The organism is Halonotius terrestris (assembly GCF_006861665.1).
Taxonomy (GTDB): Archaea; Halobacteriota; Halobacteria; order Halobacteriales; family Haloferacaceae; genus Halonotius; species Halonotius terrestris.
The window spans coordinates 41,488-58,626 of record NZ_RKLU01000008.1 but is presented as its reverse complement, the minus strand read 5'-3'; the positions used below and the strand labels follow the sequence as shown (position 1 = coordinate 58,626).

General features: G+C 56.2%; 15 protein-coding genes, 1 tRNA gene and 4 pseudogenes. 11 read left to right on the top strand and 9 right to left on the bottom strand.

The window, feature by feature from the left end; all coding sequences use genetic code 11:
* The 4 genes and pseudogenes from EGH24_RS13145 to EGH24_RS13130 all read left to right on the top strand — a co-directional run.
* Positions 1–245 (top strand): DsbA family protein (locus EGH24_RS13145; protein WP_142980599.1); only part of this gene is annotated, 245 nt, incomplete at its 5' end.
* Positions 246–252: 7 nt separating this feature from the next.
* Positions 253–669, top strand: a pseudogene (locus EGH24_RS15670) (disulfide bond formation protein B).
* Positions 670–767: 98 nt separating this feature from the next.
* Positions 768–1,493, top strand: coding sequence for a CPBP family intramembrane glutamic endopeptidase (locus tag EGH24_RS13135; RefSeq protein ID WP_142980598.1), 726 nt, complete (start codon positions 768–770; stop codon positions 1,491–1,493).
* 168 nt (positions 1,494–1,661) lie between these two features.
* On the top strand, positions 1,662–2,816 hold the full coding sequence (locus tag EGH24_RS13130) for a multicopper oxidase domain-containing protein (RefSeq protein ID WP_142980597.1): 1,155 nt from the start codon (positions 1,662–1,664) through the stop codon (positions 2,814–2,816).
* Positions 2,817–3,021: 205 nt separating this feature from the next.
* Here EGH24_RS13130 and EGH24_RS13125 read toward each other — a convergent pair whose 3' ends face one another.
* A complete protein-coding gene (locus EGH24_RS13125) occupies positions 3,022–3,207 on the bottom strand; it encodes a DUF7333 family protein (protein ID WP_142980596.1) in 186 nt (61 codons plus the stop codon).
* Between the two features lie 167 nt (positions 3,208–3,374).
* Positions 3,375–3,773, bottom strand: a complete 399-nt coding sequence (locus EGH24_RS13120; RefSeq protein WP_246058010.1) for a plastocyanin/azurin family copper-binding protein — start codon at positions 3,771–3,773, stop codon at positions 3,375–3,377.
* A 263-nt stretch (positions 3,774–4,036) separates the two neighbouring features.
* Here EGH24_RS13120 and EGH24_RS13115 point away from each other — a divergent pair.
* From EGH24_RS13115 to EGH24_RS13100, 4 genes are all read left to right on the top strand, one after another.
* Positions 4,037–4,111 (top strand) — tRNA-Glu (locus EGH24_RS13115).
* Between the two features lie 40 nt (positions 4,112–4,151).
* Positions 4,152–4,571 (top strand): hypothetical protein, encoded by a 420-nt coding sequence (locus EGH24_RS13110; RefSeq protein ID WP_142980594.1) that lies wholly within the window; start codon positions 4,152–4,154, stop codon positions 4,569–4,571.
* Between the two features lie 536 nt (positions 4,572–5,107).
* The gene (locus tag EGH24_RS13105; protein WP_142980593.1) at positions 5,108–5,818 is read left to right on the top strand and encodes a hypothetical protein; all 711 of its coding nucleotides are present in this window, start codon (positions 5,108–5,110) and stop codon (positions 5,816–5,818) included.
* Between the two features lie 107 nt (positions 5,819–5,925).
* Positions 5,926–6,147, top strand: a complete 222-nt coding sequence (locus EGH24_RS13100; protein WP_221886752.1) for a hypothetical protein — start codon at positions 5,926–5,928, stop codon at positions 6,145–6,147.
* Between the two features lie 63 nt (positions 6,148–6,210).
* Here EGH24_RS13100 and EGH24_RS15865 read toward each other — a convergent pair.
* Positions 6,211–8,582: pseudogene (locus EGH24_RS15865) on the bottom strand (heavy metal translocating P-type ATPase).
* A gap of 362 nt (positions 8,583–8,944) precedes the next feature.
* On the opposite strand from EGH24_RS15865, the gene EGH24_RS13090 reads away from it, so the two are divergent.
* A complete protein-coding gene (locus EGH24_RS13090) occupies positions 8,945–9,241 on the top strand; it encodes a PadR family transcriptional regulator (RefSeq protein ID WP_142980592.1) in 297 nt (98 codons plus the stop codon).
* A 68-nt stretch (positions 9,242–9,309) separates the two neighbouring features.
* Entirely contained in the window at positions 9,310–10,197 is an 888-nt protein-coding gene (locus tag EGH24_RS13085; RefSeq protein WP_142980591.1) for a hypothetical protein, read from the top strand.
* Between the two features lie 180 nt (positions 10,198–10,377).
* Here the strand turns inward: EGH24_RS13085 and EGH24_RS13080 are convergent.
* Positions 10,378–11,286, bottom strand: a pseudogene (locus tag EGH24_RS13080) (site-specific integrase); the annotation flags it as partial.
* 182 nt (positions 11,287–11,468) lie between these two features.
* Here EGH24_RS13080 and EGH24_RS13075 point away from each other — a divergent pair.
* Positions 11,469–11,747 (top strand): DUF7520 family protein, encoded by a 279-nt coding sequence (locus EGH24_RS13075; RefSeq protein ID WP_142980590.1) that lies wholly within the window; start codon positions 11,469–11,471, stop codon positions 11,745–11,747.
* A 101-nt stretch (positions 11,748–11,848) separates the two neighbouring features.
* Here EGH24_RS13075 and EGH24_RS15955 read toward each other — a convergent pair whose 3' ends face one another.
* From EGH24_RS15955 to EGH24_RS13050, 5 genes and pseudogenes are all read right to left on the bottom strand, one after another.
* Complete coding sequence (locus tag EGH24_RS15955; protein WP_449271761.1) at positions 11,849–12,100, bottom strand: DUF7520 family protein; 252 nt, start codon at positions 12,098–12,100, stop codon at positions 11,849–11,851.
* Positions 12,101–12,461: 361 nt separating this feature from the next.
* On the bottom strand, positions 12,462–12,839 hold the full coding sequence (locus EGH24_RS13065) for a DUF7541 family protein (protein WP_142980588.1): 378 nt from the start codon (positions 12,837–12,839) through the stop codon (positions 12,462–12,464).
* 177 nt (positions 12,840–13,016) lie between these two features.
* Positions 13,017–14,261: pseudogene (locus EGH24_RS13060) on the bottom strand (amidohydrolase family protein); the annotation flags it as partial.
* A gap of 22 nt (positions 14,262–14,283) precedes the next feature.
* Positions 14,284–14,565 carry a hypothetical protein gene (locus EGH24_RS13055; RefSeq protein ID WP_142980587.1) on the bottom strand — a complete coding sequence of 94 codons (282 nt, stop codon included), beginning with the start codon at positions 14,563–14,565 and terminating at the stop codon, positions 14,284–14,286.
* 8 nt (positions 14,566–14,573) lie between these two features.
* A complete protein-coding gene (locus EGH24_RS13050; protein ID WP_142980586.1) occupies positions 14,574–17,015 on the bottom strand; it encodes a heavy metal translocating P-type ATPase in 2,442 nt (813 codons plus the stop codon).
* Positions 17,016–17,139 lie beyond the last annotated feature (124 nt).

Here is a 17,139-nt window from a genome sequence, read left to right as displayed (position 1 = left end):
AGTGGGCGACCACCGAGAGATTGGTCGAGTTTGCTCAGGCCGCAGGCGTCTCCGAGACAGCGTCGATCCGCACGGCGATCCAAGAAAACCAGTACGACGACGCGCTGCGGGCGACTGACAATGCTGCAAGCGATTCCGGTGTCGACGCCACACCCACGCTCCTCATCGATGGCACGACGGTCAATCCACTCGGGAACGAAGAGCGAACAAGACAGTTGATCGAAGATGCAACTGGATCAAACTGAGTCATGGATGTCCGACGGACGATTCTGGCTTGCAGGTGGGGCGGGCGTCGCGGCGGTTGCGACCTTGGGAAGCCTCTGGTTCAGTCTCGGCCTCGGTCTCGTTCCGTGTACCCTCTGCTGGTAACAACGTATCCTCATGTATCCGCTTGTCGTCGTTCTCGGCGTTGCCGCCCTCGAGAGTCACAACACAGTCTGGCGAACAGTCGTGCCACTATCCGTGGTGGGAGCTTCAATCGCGGGATATCACTCCGTACTCCAAGCAACGACGGCCTCATGCACCTTTGCTGGCCCCTGTGCAGTCGTCCAGTGGCAGGCTCCGGTACTCGGACTCACGATTCCGAATCTCTCACTCATTGCGTTCGTGCTCGTGACGATTACAGTCCTCGCTGGATCGAACCTCGTCGAACCTGAACATCAGCTATGAACAAAATCACTACCGCGGGAAGTCTTGGAATGAATAGCGCCGGAGTCGACCTATCGAAGCCAGCTTGTAGGGTGGAGCCCTACGCTCACATCTGATTAATGTCGTCGATATCTCGTTTCCGGTCTGTCGCCTCGGCGATTGGTCTCACGTATGGATCATACGTCGCGGGGGCTCTCGTAATCCTTGCCGTCGCGACGGTCGTCGGGTTGTTCGGAGTCGACCTCGCGTCACGTCCAGCCCTCAGGCTGGTTTTGAGTACGTTCTTCCTCCAAGGAGTGACGTTTGGGGGCATCACCATCCTCTATCTCAAAAGCCGTGATCTCGGATTCGGATTCGTTCCAGTTCGTCTACCTGACAAGCGTGATGGAGCGGTAATTGTCGGGGGGAGTCTAGCGATCCTGGGGTTGCTCTTTGTGGCGTCCTCAGTAATTACGGCCCTCGGTCTGAACTCGGCTCAGAATCAGATCGTCGAGGTCGGGCGACAAAATCCGAGTGTATTCCTTCTTCTGATTCCGCTTCAATTCCTGTTGGTCGGTCCAGGAGAAGAACTGTTGTTCCGGGGGCTTGTCCAGGGTACCCTCCGTGAAAGCCTCCATCCGGCCCGTGCAATCGTCCTCGCAAGCGCTCTGTTCGCATCGATCCATCTCTTCTCGTTGTCAGGGGAAGGCAAACTGGTGTACATCGGTATCGCATTCATCCTAGCCTTAGTACTGGGAGCAGCGTACGAGTATACGGACAACCTCACAGTGCCGGCTGTGATTCACGGGACGTATAATGCGGTGCAGTTCGCAGGAGTCTATCTGTCGTCCACGGGCGGACTCTAACAATCTGATCGCTTTCTAGGCCCAATTTCGGACTCCTAACAGCGAACAAGTCTAGGTGAAAAGCCCCCATCTCCATTCGCCTTGTGCCGAACATATCCACGCGCTGTCCCGTGAATCGGGACACCGCAGTCACCCTATATTTAGGCCAACCAAAATGCCGAGTGTATCATGACTACACGTTTCGGCGCACCCGGAACCGGACTGTCCCGGCGTGAGTTTCTCGCGGCAACTGGCGCGACTGGTCTCGCTTCGTTAGCAGGCTGTTCTGCGGGCGGAGCCAACGAGCCAGCAGCAACGAGCGACAGGCCCACGCAGGCACAAACTGACTCGCCTAATCTCCCATACACCAGCCCTCCAACAGTCGTCAACGTCGACGAGCAGGGTGGCGAAGTGATGATGCGGACTCAGCAGGCCCGCCACGCCGTCCACCCGCTCGATACAATGGGTGGGCCCGTCGAATTGCCACGTGTCTGGGCGTTCCAGGCCGACGACAACGACCCCAGCGTCCCAGGTCCAATTCTCAGAACGACCGAGGGTAACGCCATGGAAGTGACACTCGACAACACCGGTGGCCGACGTCCCCACACGATTCACTTCCACGGGGTTCGCAAGACGTGGGAGAACGATGGCGTCCCGACGACGACCGGCATTCAGGTCCCGCCGGGGGAGACACACACCTACGAGATTCCCGCGAACGTCCCTGGGACGCATTTCTACCATTGTCACTTCCAGACCCACCGGCATATCGACATGGGCATGTATGGGATCTACCGAGTCGATCCCGAAGGCTACGAACCCGCGGACCGCGAATACTTCATGACGATCAAGGACTGGGATTCACGGGTTCCACGGAAGTGGGCCGGTGAGGCGGACTTCACCTACAATTCGGCAAGTCGAAACCCGGACGTGTTTACCGTCAACGGGAAGAGCGCGCCCCGAACGCTGCACCCCGAAGAAGGGTCGCCGATCATCGTCGACGAGGGCGACTCAGTTCGTATTCACCTCGTCAACGGCGGGTACATGTCGCACCCGATGCACATCCATAACCATCGCTTCCAGCGCGTCGAAAAGGACGGCGGGGCGATTCCGGAGGCTGCCCGACACGACATGGACGTCACGAACGTTGTCCCTGCTGAACGACACACAATCGAATTTACTGCCGATGCAGACCCCGGCATCTACCTGATGCACTGCCACAAGGTCAACCACGTGATGAACGGCACGTTCTATCCCGGCGGGATGCTCACCGGCGTGGTCTATCGGTCCGTCATGGATACGGACATCTTCAACCAGCTCATGGAGTACGCCGGCTACTCCACGTAGAGGCGCTCTACACGACGGCCAGGACTGGATCTAACTGAACGATAGGACTTATCCGGCTCTGGTGGACTCCTGTTGGTTCGACACTGCCCGGCTGAAACAGCCGTCGCTAGGACTCCGAATCGGTCATCGAAATCAATCGGAATCGACATATCTGGGAGCTAGCATAGACCGCAACCCGGCGGATTTCGGCTACTGGATCGGCCTGTTACGGACTAGCGCGGAACTCGCCGTGTTTCATCCCGAAGAAGAACGCGATGACTGAGAAGACGATCATCGAGGGCAGAACCATCATGAAGACTGTCGAGGAATTCATCACGGTCGTGAGCGCAATCGCCGCGACGGCGACAATTACGACAAGGGGAGCCACCGAGCGCACAAAGTCGAATTCCATATGTACTGTTGTGACCGGATAGACAAAACCGTTAACAAAGTAGATTTGTTGGAAACCGGCAGTAATCGGGTGCCACATAGATTCCTGTAGGTCCGAAGCACAGTCAATGTCGGCCATATGGTGTACAAGCGATTCCAGAGCGCACAGCTCGCAGTATACGCGGCCGCCTACCCGGAGAACGAGCTGTACGAGACGCTGCCTTGATCGACGATGGTCTGGCTTTCGGGAACGTCTCCGTCCGGCGGCATACTCCCCTCCGCGGGACCGCCGGGTTCGCCGACGACGATCCGGCCGACCATCCCTAGGGTCTTGTGCGGGATACAGAAGTAATCATACGTCCCTGTGGTCTCGAACGTGTGCTCGTACGTTGCGCCCTGTTCACTCAGCGTTTCGCTATTGAACGTTTCTGCGCTTTCGGGAATCCGATTTACCGAGGCTGAACTCGTGCCTTCTTTGTAGGCGGTTGCCGAGTGGCTCCCGCTCTGGATTTTGAACGTCACAGTTTCCCCGGATTCGATGAACAGACCGATGGGATCGAAGTAGTACTCGCTCCCTTCGGTTACCATCATAACGGTATTCGAGTCTCCTGACCCACCAGCTGTCTCCTGCGTTTCAATCGTGCTCGGCTCACCGCCACCATCTCCGTTCCCCGAACTACTGCATCCGGCAAGACCAGTTAGGCCACCTGTAGCGAGAATTCCAGCCGTCTTGAGAACCTGTCGACGCTCCATACCACAGTATCAAAGACCCCAACATAAGGGGAAACAGCGGATTCCCACTGAGTAGGACACCGGCCGTATTTGAAGTACTGAGGCCCCAAGTTAGAAATGCTCCGTTGGTGTAGCTCGGCCAATCATCTCGGCAACTCACGTCGAGGACCGAGGTTCAAATCCTCGACGGAGCATCCCCGATCCGTTCCACTGCTCTCCTCATACCCCCCACAGATGGCTACCGCACAACAAGGAACCGAGGAACACATTTTAACCCGCTATACTTCCGTAGAGATCGGTACAATCACCAGCCCGTGTCTGATTGTTCTTGCCGCCGCCACGGTCGTATACAGCTTGCCACCGGCTGTTCTCGGATGGTTTGTATCCGGCTTACTCGGACTTCTTGTCGCCGTAGCTTCCGGTCGGACGTCAGCAGTCAAGCCCAGTCTCGTCAAGTGGCCCCGGCCTGAATCGAGAGGCGATTTAGCGGTGAATGCGATCGCATACAACGGCGTCTTGATTATTGGCATCGTCCTCGGGCAGATCGTGTGGACAGCATCGAATAGTCTCCCACTCGCTGCAGTGGTTGGAGCCGTTCTTCCAGTCTGGTTCCTCAAGCATATACAGTTCCTCGTTTTTCTGGACGGCGAGTGAAGTCACTCTGCCGGTCATACCTTCGGAGGAGGATATTTCCACACCCAGCATGATCCAACGACAGTCAAATCCAGGATATGAGAGGTGAATCAGTCAGGTAAAAGTGGCTCCCTGTCCAAGACAAAATAATATCACCAGAAGAGCGGCAACCACGTGGGGACCCCTCCCGTGGACAGACCTCTCGAATCGGGTCTGTTCGGCCACTCTCTATACTTCTCGCCGCGATTGTTACGCTCACTCAGGTTCCCGTCGCGTCTGCCCACGGTACAACCGGAAGCGGTGGACTCTCGCAAGGACACGGTGTGATTATTGCTTTCGTTGGTGCCGTTATTCTCGGTGGATTCATCCTTCTCAAGCGGACAGATCGGATCACGGCAACAACCGCTCTGTACGGCGTGTTCGCCGGTATCGCTATCACTGCGCTTGGAGCCGTGCTCTTCGAAGGACTCTCGCCGGATCCGACATATACCGCGAGCTCGATGCCGTTCCCCCGAACGTGGTATCAGCCACTGGCCCTGCTGAGTGGCTTGGGAATCATGGTCGCGAGCTTCGTCGTTGGGTGGCTCCGCTGGCCATCGCGACCACGGTACACGTTCCTCGGCATCCTCATGGGATTGTGGATTTCGTACCCCTACCTCCTTCCAGGACTGGCAAGCGATACGCATCCACTCGGGTACGCCATCGTCCTCGGCACGCCACTCCTGGTCGGGTATGTCGTCTGGAAGGACGCAGGGAGTGTCATTCGCGCAGTCATGCGTGATCCGGTTGCGCGTCGCTTCGGAATCGGCGTCGGTGTCGTATTAGCTCTCTTTTTCGTCTCGATAACGGGGTACCTCTCGTTGTTCCCCGAGGAGGGCTTCCCTGAGGAAGTGACAGTCGTCGTTCTGCCCGCAATCTATCAGCTAGTATCGTGGCCGACGCTCGAAATTGCGATTCCACATCTCCCGTTCATACATATCCCGTTCTTCCTGGCCGTGTCACCCGGTCAGGTCATCGTTGTCGGAATGCTAAGCGCACTCATCGGGTTGAACGCCGCTTTCATTGCCCGTCACTGGCGTGTCGAGGAACGAGCCGGCATGACCGAAGGGACCGCCGGAAGTGCTGCAATCGTCGGGACGTGTACCTGTGGGTGCTGTGGGCCACTCGTCGCGAAGATCGCGGTACTTGCTGCCGGGCCATCGATTCCGCCCCCCTCTACTGGGTGTTCGTCGATTCGGCCTCGCCGCTCAGTGCAGTATTCATCGTAGGAAGCTTCGTCCTCTTCACCGGGAGCCTGATCTACTCGGTCCAAGCAGCCCGACAGCCCGGTCAATCGGCTGCCATCATCCCGGCCGACTGAGGAAAGGTATCTACCGTGAGAACACAGCACCCGGGTTGGACGAATATCCCAAGATATGAAGAGGAAACGTCGACAGTACGTGTTTTTGGACTGGCAGCAGTATTAATCGTCGTCGGCACACTCGGAACCGGCTTCCTCCCATCGACCCCGTTCTACCAAGTCCTCTCTGGAGGCATCATCGTCGCGGGCTTTGCGGTTGGGTACGCGGGCCTCGATGCCTTCGAATTCCTCGAATGAAGCGATAGGACCCGTCTTCACCCGGTTACAGCAGGTATTTGCCGCTTCGCGGGATTTGATCCGCTACTTGTGAAGCAGGTCTCGGAACGAGTTCGCCGCGAGGAGACCGCCGGTCGCCACGACCGCACCCATCGCGAACACCGGATTCAGCAACCCCGTCGCTGCGAGTGGCATCGTGACCCCATTATAGAGCAGCGCTAGCCCGTTGTTCTGTTTGACACGCCGACGAGCTGCATCTGCGAGATCGAACGTCGTCTCCACCGCCGCGAGGTCATCATCGACGATAGAAATATCCGCGGCATCGGACGTGAGTGCGGTCCCACCACCGAGCGAGATCCCCATATCTGCGGTCGCAAGAGCCGGTGCGTCGTTCGTTCCATCACCGACCATCGTAACCTGCCCACGAGACTGTAACCGCCGGATCGTCGCGGTCTTGCCTGCCGGCGGGACCCCCGCGAACACGTGATCGACGGCAGGATGGCTGTCGAGAAAGTCAGTAGCAGCCTCGTCATCACCGGTCAGAACGACGATCTCGATGTCACGGTCACTCAGTTGCGTGAGTGTGTCATCCCAGCTCGGGCGGGGTTCATCGCCCACGACGATGACGCCCTCTGCATGGGCGTCACGACCGACGACGACCGGAAGGTGACCGGCCGTTCGTGCCTCTGCGGCACGCGTCTCGATCTGCTCGCTCACCGACCACCCGAGTTCCGCGAAGAGATCGAGGTTTCCGACGAGAACGCGCGTGTCCTCGACGACTCCCTCGACGCCAGTCGTGTGGCTCGTGAACTCGGTGATGTGCTCTGCGTGCGCGTGCTCACTTCCATCGGTAACACCCCCATCAGCTCTCGAGCGATCGTCCTCCTGATTCCCTTGTGCAAACGTATTCACGATTGCGTCGGCCGCCGGGTGGGATGCTCGCTGTTCGAGGGCCGCGACGGTTTCAAGGAGATCCGACGGTGCATTTGCCTCGAGGACCTCCATCTGGCCGGTCGTGAGAGTCCCCGTTTTGTCAAAGACGACGACGTCAACGTTCCGAAGGCGCTCGAAGACTGTCTCGTCGAAGATGACGATGCCCCGCTCTACCGCTTGTTCGATACTGGTTGCCACCGAGAGCGGGGTTGCCAGGCCAAGTGCCCACGGACACCCAACCAAGAGAACCACCAGCGCCGTCAGGACGGCGACGGGAATCCCCGTCCCCACCAGAAGCGACCCCACTCCGGCGAGTACCGCCCCACCGACGACGACCGGGATGATGACTGACGCGAGCCGATCGGCCTGCCGCTGGACGCCGTGATCCCCACTCTGGAGATTCCAGACAGAGGTGATGAGGCGATCGATACTACTGGTTGTCCCATCGCTCACCGTGAGAACAGCAGCACCATTTGTGACGACCGCCCCGCCGACGATCTCGTCTCCGCTTGCTTCGATACCGGGAGCGACTCGCCTGTCACGATCGCTTTGTCGACCGTACACTCACCCTCAGCGAGAACTCCATCGACCGGGATTCGTTCGCCCTCGCGGACGAGGACCCGCTCCCCGGCTTTCAGGTCATGAACGTCGACCGTCGTCATCCCATCGGCGCCGTACCGCCTGGCTTCGGTGACGTGAGAGATAGTGAGATTCGTCAGGCGATCCATCGCTCGCTGCTTGCTCAGTGATTCGTAGAAGATAGCGGCCACCACACTCGCGGCAACCACAATCGTGAGGTCGTAGAAGACGTCGAGCCGACCGAGGAGAAAGGTGATCGTACTGTACACGTAGGCACTCACGATGGTAAGTGCGACGAGCAGGTCTGTGTTCGGCTCCCGCATCTTCAGACTAACATACGCACCCTGTAACAACGGCAGGCCGGTGAACCCGAGGACGACACCCGTCAGAACGAGAAAGAGTGGCAGGATCAACAGGGTATCTCCACCGCCGATCCCGGACGCACTCGCGTACATATCGAGCGTCCCCTCACCAAAGAACGACGAGAGCTGCGCCGGATAGAGGAGGACCGCATACGGGAGGAGCATGAACGTCCCGAAAATGACGCCAGCAGCGTAACGGAATCCCAGCACCTCGTCAATTCCTCGTTCATTCGGCTCATCAGAACGCCGTGACTGTCCGATTACAGTCGGTGCGTCATCATTCCCTCCAGCACGAATGGTTGCCGAATAGCCGAGTATACTCAGGGTATCACAGAGAGTGTCCATCGAGATGCGGTCAGAGTCGTATGTGATACGGACCGTCTCGGTGACGTAACTCGCCGCGGCGTCAACGACGCCCTCACAGTCCTCAGCGACCGATTCGAGAAACGCTTCACACGTCGCACAGTGCATCCCGTCGACTTGGAGGAAGACACGTTCCTCAGACCCCGATAGATGTGTTTTTGCCTCGCGGTCGTCCACTACAGGCCCGGGGCTGCGTATGAGGTCGCCTGTCGGATCCATCCGACTGGGGACTCCATCACCACTGAGCACTCGATGGACGTTTCGGCATCCAACACAGCAAAAGTCGATGTCGTCCTCACCCACGACTTGATCGTCAGTGACAGCCCTACCACAAAGCGCGCACGGGGGAGATAGTGATTGAGATGAAGACACAATTGATTACCACCTGCTGACAGCGCGTCGAGTACAGCCACGGAACCTCAAGGGCGACCTCGTCCGAAGGGCCATTACCGGTGATACAGATGCCTCGATATTAAACGCTGTTCGGTGACGAGCATACCATTGGATACCCTTGGTCCGAATCTCCGCCTTTGAGTACCAGAGAGAACATATGCTACCCCTGAAAAATAGGGAACAGACGGATGCACGATCTAACTGGGTTCCAGCGAGAAATCTTGTACGTGATCGCCGGGCTCGAGGAACCACACGGGCTCGCAGTAAAGGCCGAACTTGACGACTACTACGAACAAGAGATCAATCATGGGCGGCTCTATCCAAACCTCGACGACCTCGTCAGCAAAGGCCTCTTGGAGAAAGGTGAACTCGACAAACGGACGAACGTGTACACGGTCACACAACGCGGAGTGCGGGAGATCGAGGCGCGACGTGAGTGGGAAAGCCAGTATTTAGAGGACGTGAACGCACCCACTACGTCGTAGTACCAGGCAAATAGAACTCAATATAAAAGCGGGACTGCTTTACCCACTTCCCACGAATACGCATTGAGATGGCTCGGCTCGTCTTCTATCATTACCCACAGGCCGAGAATTTCTCACTCAAATATAGCTCGGCATCGGTAGCAGAGATCCGGTCTCAGCGAGAGCAATCCGACGAGTCGACAAAGCTCATCGGGTACCCTTTCGAAGCTCCGGTCTATGTGCTCTACGAAGGCGATTCAGAGATCGAATCAGCCCAAGATATTGACTTCGATCAGGAATGGCTGAGCGACCGTATTCGTGACCTCTCCCGTCCTGGGCAGGTTGTCGCCTTCCGGTTAGTGGAATTGCTCGAAGCTGCTGTCGATGTTCGAGATGAGGATGAGTTTCGGCTCTACAAGGAGTTCGAACCACAAAAGATCCAGCAGGCACTCGATCACGTATCCTGGGGAGCTCCACTTCCGAACGTCGCTGGAGAAGTGATGTTGAATTTGATTCTCCGACATTCCCTCCCGAATGCGAATCATCGAACTGGCATCGCGATGCTGCAGTTCTGTATTGAGAGTGTGGACCCGGATTTTGAGATGCCACGAACACACGTCGACGACGATACCTGGCGAGAGTGGGTCGATCCCTACATCATTGATTCCAAGCAGCTCATCACGGTCCGCCGGAACAACCTCCGTTTCAAGCAACTCGAAGAGTTGGACGTCGACCTCGTCGAACGGAAAGATGGGATCCAAATCCGATTAGCCGAGTTCGAGTTGGATATGCACTGGCGAGAAGCCCTGTCGAAGTACGCTGAGCAGCATGAATCCCACTGTACGGACTTCGCGGAGGCAGTCCTCAAACGTGCAGAGCGGGACGATCTGCTCGACTGTCAAGGACCAACGAAACAAGAGTTCATCACGTATCTGGAGGACGGACTCATCGAACGGGACTTCAGAGAAATGTTCTGATCAGTCGCGAAGCTCGGCGACCGACTGACCGACATCACGGACGTGTTCACTTCGCTCGAGGTCAAGTTCCTCGGCGAGGTAGTCAACCGTCTCTTCCAGGCTCATATGCGAAGAAAGTCCGCGAAGCGGTATAAACCTAGTGCTGACGCAGCAATGGAGCTCATCAGGAAAAGCGCCTCCTTACGTAAGACTATCAATCTCTTCTAGTGCCTCAGTTGCGACGTCGCCAAGTTCACCGGCTTCTATATGTGAGTAGCGCTCTCGGACCATCTCCTCGGAGTTATCCAGATACCGGGCAGCTACCGTATACCCGAACGCGCGGACAAGAACCTCACCCATCCCACGTCGACCACCGTGGGGTGCGAGATAGTCGTGTTTCGGATGGTCGATATCGATCTCCGCGGCCCCTGAGAGTCGCTGGAGAATCGACCGTGCGCCGTCCGTCGTAATCGATGGCGGCCGAATGTCCTCGTCGAGCGCCAATAGGAGGTCGCGAGCGTATTCTTCACGATGCTCAGTAATTGCATCTGGGCGTGCCCCTCGTTCGGCTAGCTCTTCCCGGACGAGCTCCGCGAGCGTCCGTTGGTCGAACGTCGGAAACACCGGCCACCGCTCCGTCGGTGGGTCCATCAGCTGGCGATAGCTTCGCAGCGGCGAGATCACCGGATCGGGGAGGCTCGCGGCATCCCATTGCTGTTTCTTCCGGTAGACGTCCATACTCCCGTCGTCAAGGGAGAGGTCCTCCCAGCGGACGCCGCGCCGGCGTGGGTCGTTGGGATCCCGGAGTAGCTCCCCGACCCGAACTGCGGTGTACGCGAGGACGAACACCAGAGCCCGGTCACGAGCCGCCTTCAGCGCTCCGTAGCGCGCTCGCTGCTTGTCGAGGGGGTCAGTATCCTCCGGGAGTGTCGTGTACGCCTCGATGGCCTCGCGAGCCTGTTCGTCGACGTGGCGGGTGAGGGCGTGGCGCTGTTCGGACGTCCAGGCCTGCTGGTCACCAGGCTTGCGGCCGTCGTCCTCTGGCAGCGGCGCCATCGCACTTGCCCGCTGCGCGTAATGCGCCTCGAGATACCCTTCGTTGACACACCACCACAACCTCGGAGGATGGTTTTGATGTGTGCCTTTATTCCGGATATGATAATTTAGCAGAAAGAAAAATTGGTTAGTAGGAGATATTATGATAGAGTCGTTTACTTCTAGTCAAGGGTAAATTTCGAGCTATAGCACGTCTCGGACGGAAGGCTCTAATTTTGTGATATGCTACGTTTGGTATGACAACTGATGATCCACAGGATGTCGGGAACAGCGGTCGACGACTCTTGCTGGCTCTCGGGGGGTTCGTGATTCTCCTTGGTGGGGTGTTAGGCTTCATCGTCGGAGCCAACGGTGGCGGAGATATTATGTCTGAACTCTCTGTCTTTGGGTTATTGACTGTCCCACTGACGCCGGGTGCGATGGCGCTCTATGGTATGGTTCTGATTACTGTAGCGATTGGGATTCTCTATGGAGCAGTTGAGCTCGCCTCACGGTATGAGACTAACACTTCATGAGGGTCTATCTAAGTATGTAGCTACCCATTATTGCTGACCAGAGAAGTTCAGAGGTATATAAAATTGTACCTCCGTACACCAGTCAATACAGAAATGACAGTTTAATTGTTGAGTTTGGCGTCGTCAAGGCGTTCGGAGATCATCATGACCAAATCAGACAAGACACCGAGAACAACTGCAATTGTCAGCGCGCTGGATGTCGCAAGGCCGAGACGATTCGCGGGGAACTCGATAAGAAACACGAAACGTGGCGCGTTGATTTCGTCGACAGCACCCGCAGTCAGATACACAGCGATGCCTGTGAAACAAACGATCACCAGATAGACGCCAACAACGATCTGCTGGCCGCTGATCCGACTGGACAGACTGAATGTCGAAGTGATACGCAGTTACCCGTTTCGGCAATCCATGTTTTGCGCTGCTTGATACTAATGTGGCCTCACATCAATGTTATTTTTGTTATGCTCTTGCAATACTGGCTATGAAAGACGGGGATATCCTCGGGATTGTGCTTAGCGGAATCGCTCTACTGATGTTCGTTACTGGAATCGTCCTCGTGCTCTAACGGTATAAAAGCAGCCAGATCAAGTATATATTCGCCATTGAATCTGTTGTATCGGCAGCTGAGTGGGCTGGTCTGCCACTGCTTATCGTCACACGATTATATGAGTCATCAGTCGCAAGCAATATTTCGAGCTTCTGGCTGGCCTCCCCTCAGGCTGGCTGTAACTGCTTCGGGACGAACAGTTTACCGACACCCACGCCGCCGACAATGATGAGACCACTCACTAACACCGCATACGCACGCATGGTCATGTCAGTTGCCACCTGTGGGTTCGTATACAGCAGCACGCTACCAAATCCGAACAGCAAAACCGAGATTACAGTCAGCGAGTTCCACAGGCTGTTTGTATAGTTAGCCTCCTGGAGCATGCCAGCGATACAGCCACAAAACAGCAGCAGTCCACCAACAGCGACAGGGAAGATATCGAAGACGAGTCCAATCTCGGAGATCGGCACGCCGAGGGCAATAAACAGCGGCCATGGGCTTGTCTTCCGGTACTGTTCGCTGAGTCCCGGTGTTTCGTTCATAGGTTATGTAGCCAATGGAGAGTAAAACCCGCTTCGGATTACGAATTGAGACTGTCTAAAAAAAGAGACCCGCCGTTTCATTAGTGGTAGGCAACTCACCTATTAGTAATAAAAAGACCAATGAAGAGATGTATTTGAGAATTCTCTATAACTTATTGTCTCTTAGTAGTTAGACCGCTAGAATTTGTCTTTGATCGATTGGAACGCGAGTCGACCGAGGAGCTGGGCGGGGCCGCGCTTTGGAAGGTCACGTACGACCTCCATCGCACTCGGTGGATCACTGCCGCCGATGTCGAGTTCCCAGTCAGTTTTCGATTCAAAGCGGTCGACCGCAGACTGGACCCGGGCACGTACTGCGTCTGAATCCATCGTTCTGATCGTCCCATCGTCCATCAGCATGTTTCCATCCACGATAACCGTCTCCACATCAGCCGGTGTTGCATTGTTCGCCACGTGGGCAGGGATATTTGTCACCGGCGTGAACTTCGGGTCATCCATATCGAGCAGTATCAGATCNGCCCGCTTNCCCGGTTCGATGCTCCCGATNTCGTCGNCNANACCNAGCGCCCGNGCNCCNTCGATNGTNAGCATNCGNACCANCTCCATCGAGGAAAACTGTCCAGTCGACCGTTTGAGATTGGCCGCAAGGCGTGCCTGTCGAGCTTCGCCAAACAGATTGTAGGAGTCATGCCAGTAGTGGTCATCAATACCGAGGCCGACGTCGACGCCTGCAGTCCGCAACTCCGGTACCGGCGTCCACTGCGTTTCAGGATCTGGGTTCCAGTAGCTGAAGATCGACGGGCAGTGTGCAACTGAGGCGTTGGCGGCTGCGGTGCGTTGGATATCCTCGTCGTCTGCGAGTCGGAAATGGGCNGCAACCANNCGNTCNTNGAGCANNCCNACGTCATCNAGCAGANCNANCGAATCCTCGCNNCCGTTNGCNCGCGCCATCGTGTTGCTCTCCTCGAGTTCGAGNAGNTGNGTGTGGACGAGCAGNTCNGGATACTCATTGGCAAGAGTAGCGGTTCGTTTCCAGAGGTCACGTGTACACGACCAGTCATCATGCGGGCAAATCGTCGCCCGAATCCGACCATCATAGGTGTCGTGATGCTGTTCGATGAATTTGCGAGCCCGAGCGAACTGCTCATCGACAGGCAGATCAAAAAAGAGATCAGAGATACTCGGGCCGAAAAATCCTCGTAGCCCTGCCTCACCGAATGTCTCCGCACCTCCCTTCGGGCGGGCATCCATCGAGTTCACGGTCGTGATGCCACCGTTGAGGAAGTTGAGTGCCGCAAGTTCATAACCAGCATCAGCGAGATATTCGAATTCCCCATCAGCGATATTGCCGTAGAGAGCTGTCATGCTGGACATCATCTCGAAAAGGCTGAGGTCACTGAATGCACCGATTAGTGGCGTCAGTAAAACACAAGGGAAGCCGGCCTTACTCTTCAGTTGATGTCGGTGTCTTCTCCGGCTGATTATCCGAGTCATCATCGGAATCCCAGATGTTTCCTGCATCTCCAACGGGACCCGTCATTTCGAGCGGACGTAACCAAATATACCACGCACCGATAACGACGTGACCATATCCGAGTATAAACACTATCGTTGCAAGCGTTCCATATCCTATCGAGACCAGATAGTTCTCTACAATTCCTGTGAGGACAAATACGACTACTAACAGTACAGCATACCGCCGTTTTCCGGTGAATAGCTCATTCATTTGTATTACTAATCCTTGATATCATTATCTTGTGATCGATCCGGTCGTATGCGTGAGAGCCGCATTGCGTTGCCTGTCACACCAACAGTCATTCCTGCATCGCCGATCAATACCGCGAGTGCGACGCTTACGTATCCGAGCGGAACTCCAACCGCGAGCAGGGCTTTGACGCCGAGACTGGCCCAGATATTCTGTCGAATGACACTGTTGGCATCGTGTGACAGCTCATAGAGGTATGGCAGTTTGGAGAGGTCGTCTCCCATGAGGGCAATATCGGCAGTCTCCAGAGCTGTATCCGTTCCGGCAGCACCCATCGCAATACCGACTGTCGCGGTGGCAAGTGCCGGGGCATCGTTTATCCCATCTCCAACCATCGCCACACCGTCATACGATTCAAGGAGTTCCTCAACAGCATTGACCTTGTCTTCCGGGAGGAGCTCTGCCCGGAAATCCTCGACACCGACCTCGTCGGCGATAGCACGGGCAGTCCGTTTGTTGTCGCCGGTGAGCATCACGACTTCCACGCCGAGATCCTGCAGCCGGTCGACGGTCTGTTTTGCATCAGGACGGATATCATCAGCAACAGCGATGATCCCCTCGATTTCGTCTTCGGTTCCAACGAGGACAACCGTCTTCCCCTCGTTTTCTAACCGTGGAACGGTATCTTCGACGAGGTTTAAACAGCCCTGACGATCACACAACTCACGAACCTCACTGCTGAGTTCGTTTTGCGGGCCAACGACATGGGCGTGTTCGAGATCGAACCCGAGGTCGTCGAAGAACCCAAGCTTACCCGCATAGTGTGGAATACCGTCTAGGGTCGCCTGCACTCCCTTCCCGGTTCGGCTCTCGAAGTCGGTCACCTCACGACTGGGAACGTTTTTCCCCTCGGCATGGGCGACGATCGCTTCACCGATAGGATGTTCACTTCGCGTTTCAAGCCCGCGAGCGCACTGGAGGACATCCTCCTCACTGTGACCATTTAGCGGGATGATGTCGGTGACCGTCAGCTCACCCTTCGTCAGTGTTCCAGTCTTGTCGACGGCAATTGCCTCGACATCACCCATCGCCTCAAGGTAATTTCCACCCTTGATGAGCACGCCGTTTTTTGCAGCGCTTGTGATCCCTGAGACGACAGAGACGGGTGTCGAAATGACGAACGCACAGGGACACGCGAGCACGAGCATCGTGATCCCGTAGACGAACCACTGGGTCCAATTCGCACTGAAGACCAGTGGTGGAACAACTGCGACGAGAATCGCAACAGCGACCATTACCGGCGTATAGATGTCAGCGAATCGCTCGACGAACTGTTCGCGTTCGGTCTTGTTCGACTGGGCATCTTCCACGAGGTCGACGATCCGAGACAGCGTGTTGTCTCCCGCTTCCGAGGTGACTTCGATTTCGAGATAGCCCGTTTCGTTGATCGTCCCAGCAAACACCTCGTCGCCTGGAATTTTGTCAATCGGAACCGATTCGCCAGTGATGGGGGCTTCGTTAACAGCGGTTTCGCCCTCCCGAACCTCGCCGTCCATCGGAATTTTCTCCCCGGGCCGGACGACAACGATGTCGCCGACCGATACCTCGTCGACTGGAATCGTGACCTCCTCACCGTCCCGTTTCACGGTCGCCTCATCCGGCGAGAGATCCATGAGTTCCCGGAGTGAATTCCGCGTCCGGTCCATCGAATACCGTTCGAGTAGTTCAGAGATGCTAAAGAGGAACGCCAGTGTCGCAGCCTCGAAGTAGAGACTCGTTGCAGGCGAGAGTAGGCTTGCAACGATGGCACTGATAATTGCGACACTCATCAGGAAATCGATGTCGAGGTTGCGGTTTCGAGCCGAGTAGTAGCCGTTTCGGACGATCTCTTGTCCGCCGAAACCAATTCCTGCAAGGAAAAACACCTCAGAGAGCGAAAATATCACGCCAAGCACATTCGCAACCTCACCGTTGAGGCCTGTTAGTGCCCACTCAACAAGGAGACCAAGGCCCAGAAACACACCGCTCACCGCGGTCTTCTTTGCTCGGAGGCTCCGCCAGACACTCGACCGGTCGTCAGTGTCTCCCTCAGTCGGTGAGTCGAGATCATCCGCTGCCGAGGAGCCAGTAACTTCGTAGCCAGCACTCTCGATGGCACGGACGAACGAACTGGAGTCACTACGGGAGCTATCGTATGCGACAACTACCGTTCCTGATGTTGGACGTGTATCGAACGACTCTATGCCGTCAACGGACTGTATGCTTTTTTCAACTTTCCCCGCACACGAAGGGCAGTCCATCTCAGGGACGTCGAAGGTAACGCTGTGTCCGTTTATCTCGGTCTGTGACTGGGTGTCCTTGTGTCCATCAGGATGATCGTGATTGTGGTCGTGCGAGTGATCGTGTCCGTTAGTCGATTCGTTCGATGTGTCCTCGATATCTGGTGGTGGTGAATCTGCTTGGTCGCTCATTATCGGAGAGTAGAGACGAGTATTTATTAAATTGACTGCTATATATCGGCCATCTCTTGGTAGTCCTTATTATCAAAATCGAATTGAGTTAATAACTTATCGAACTACGGTGCTGATGCTCACT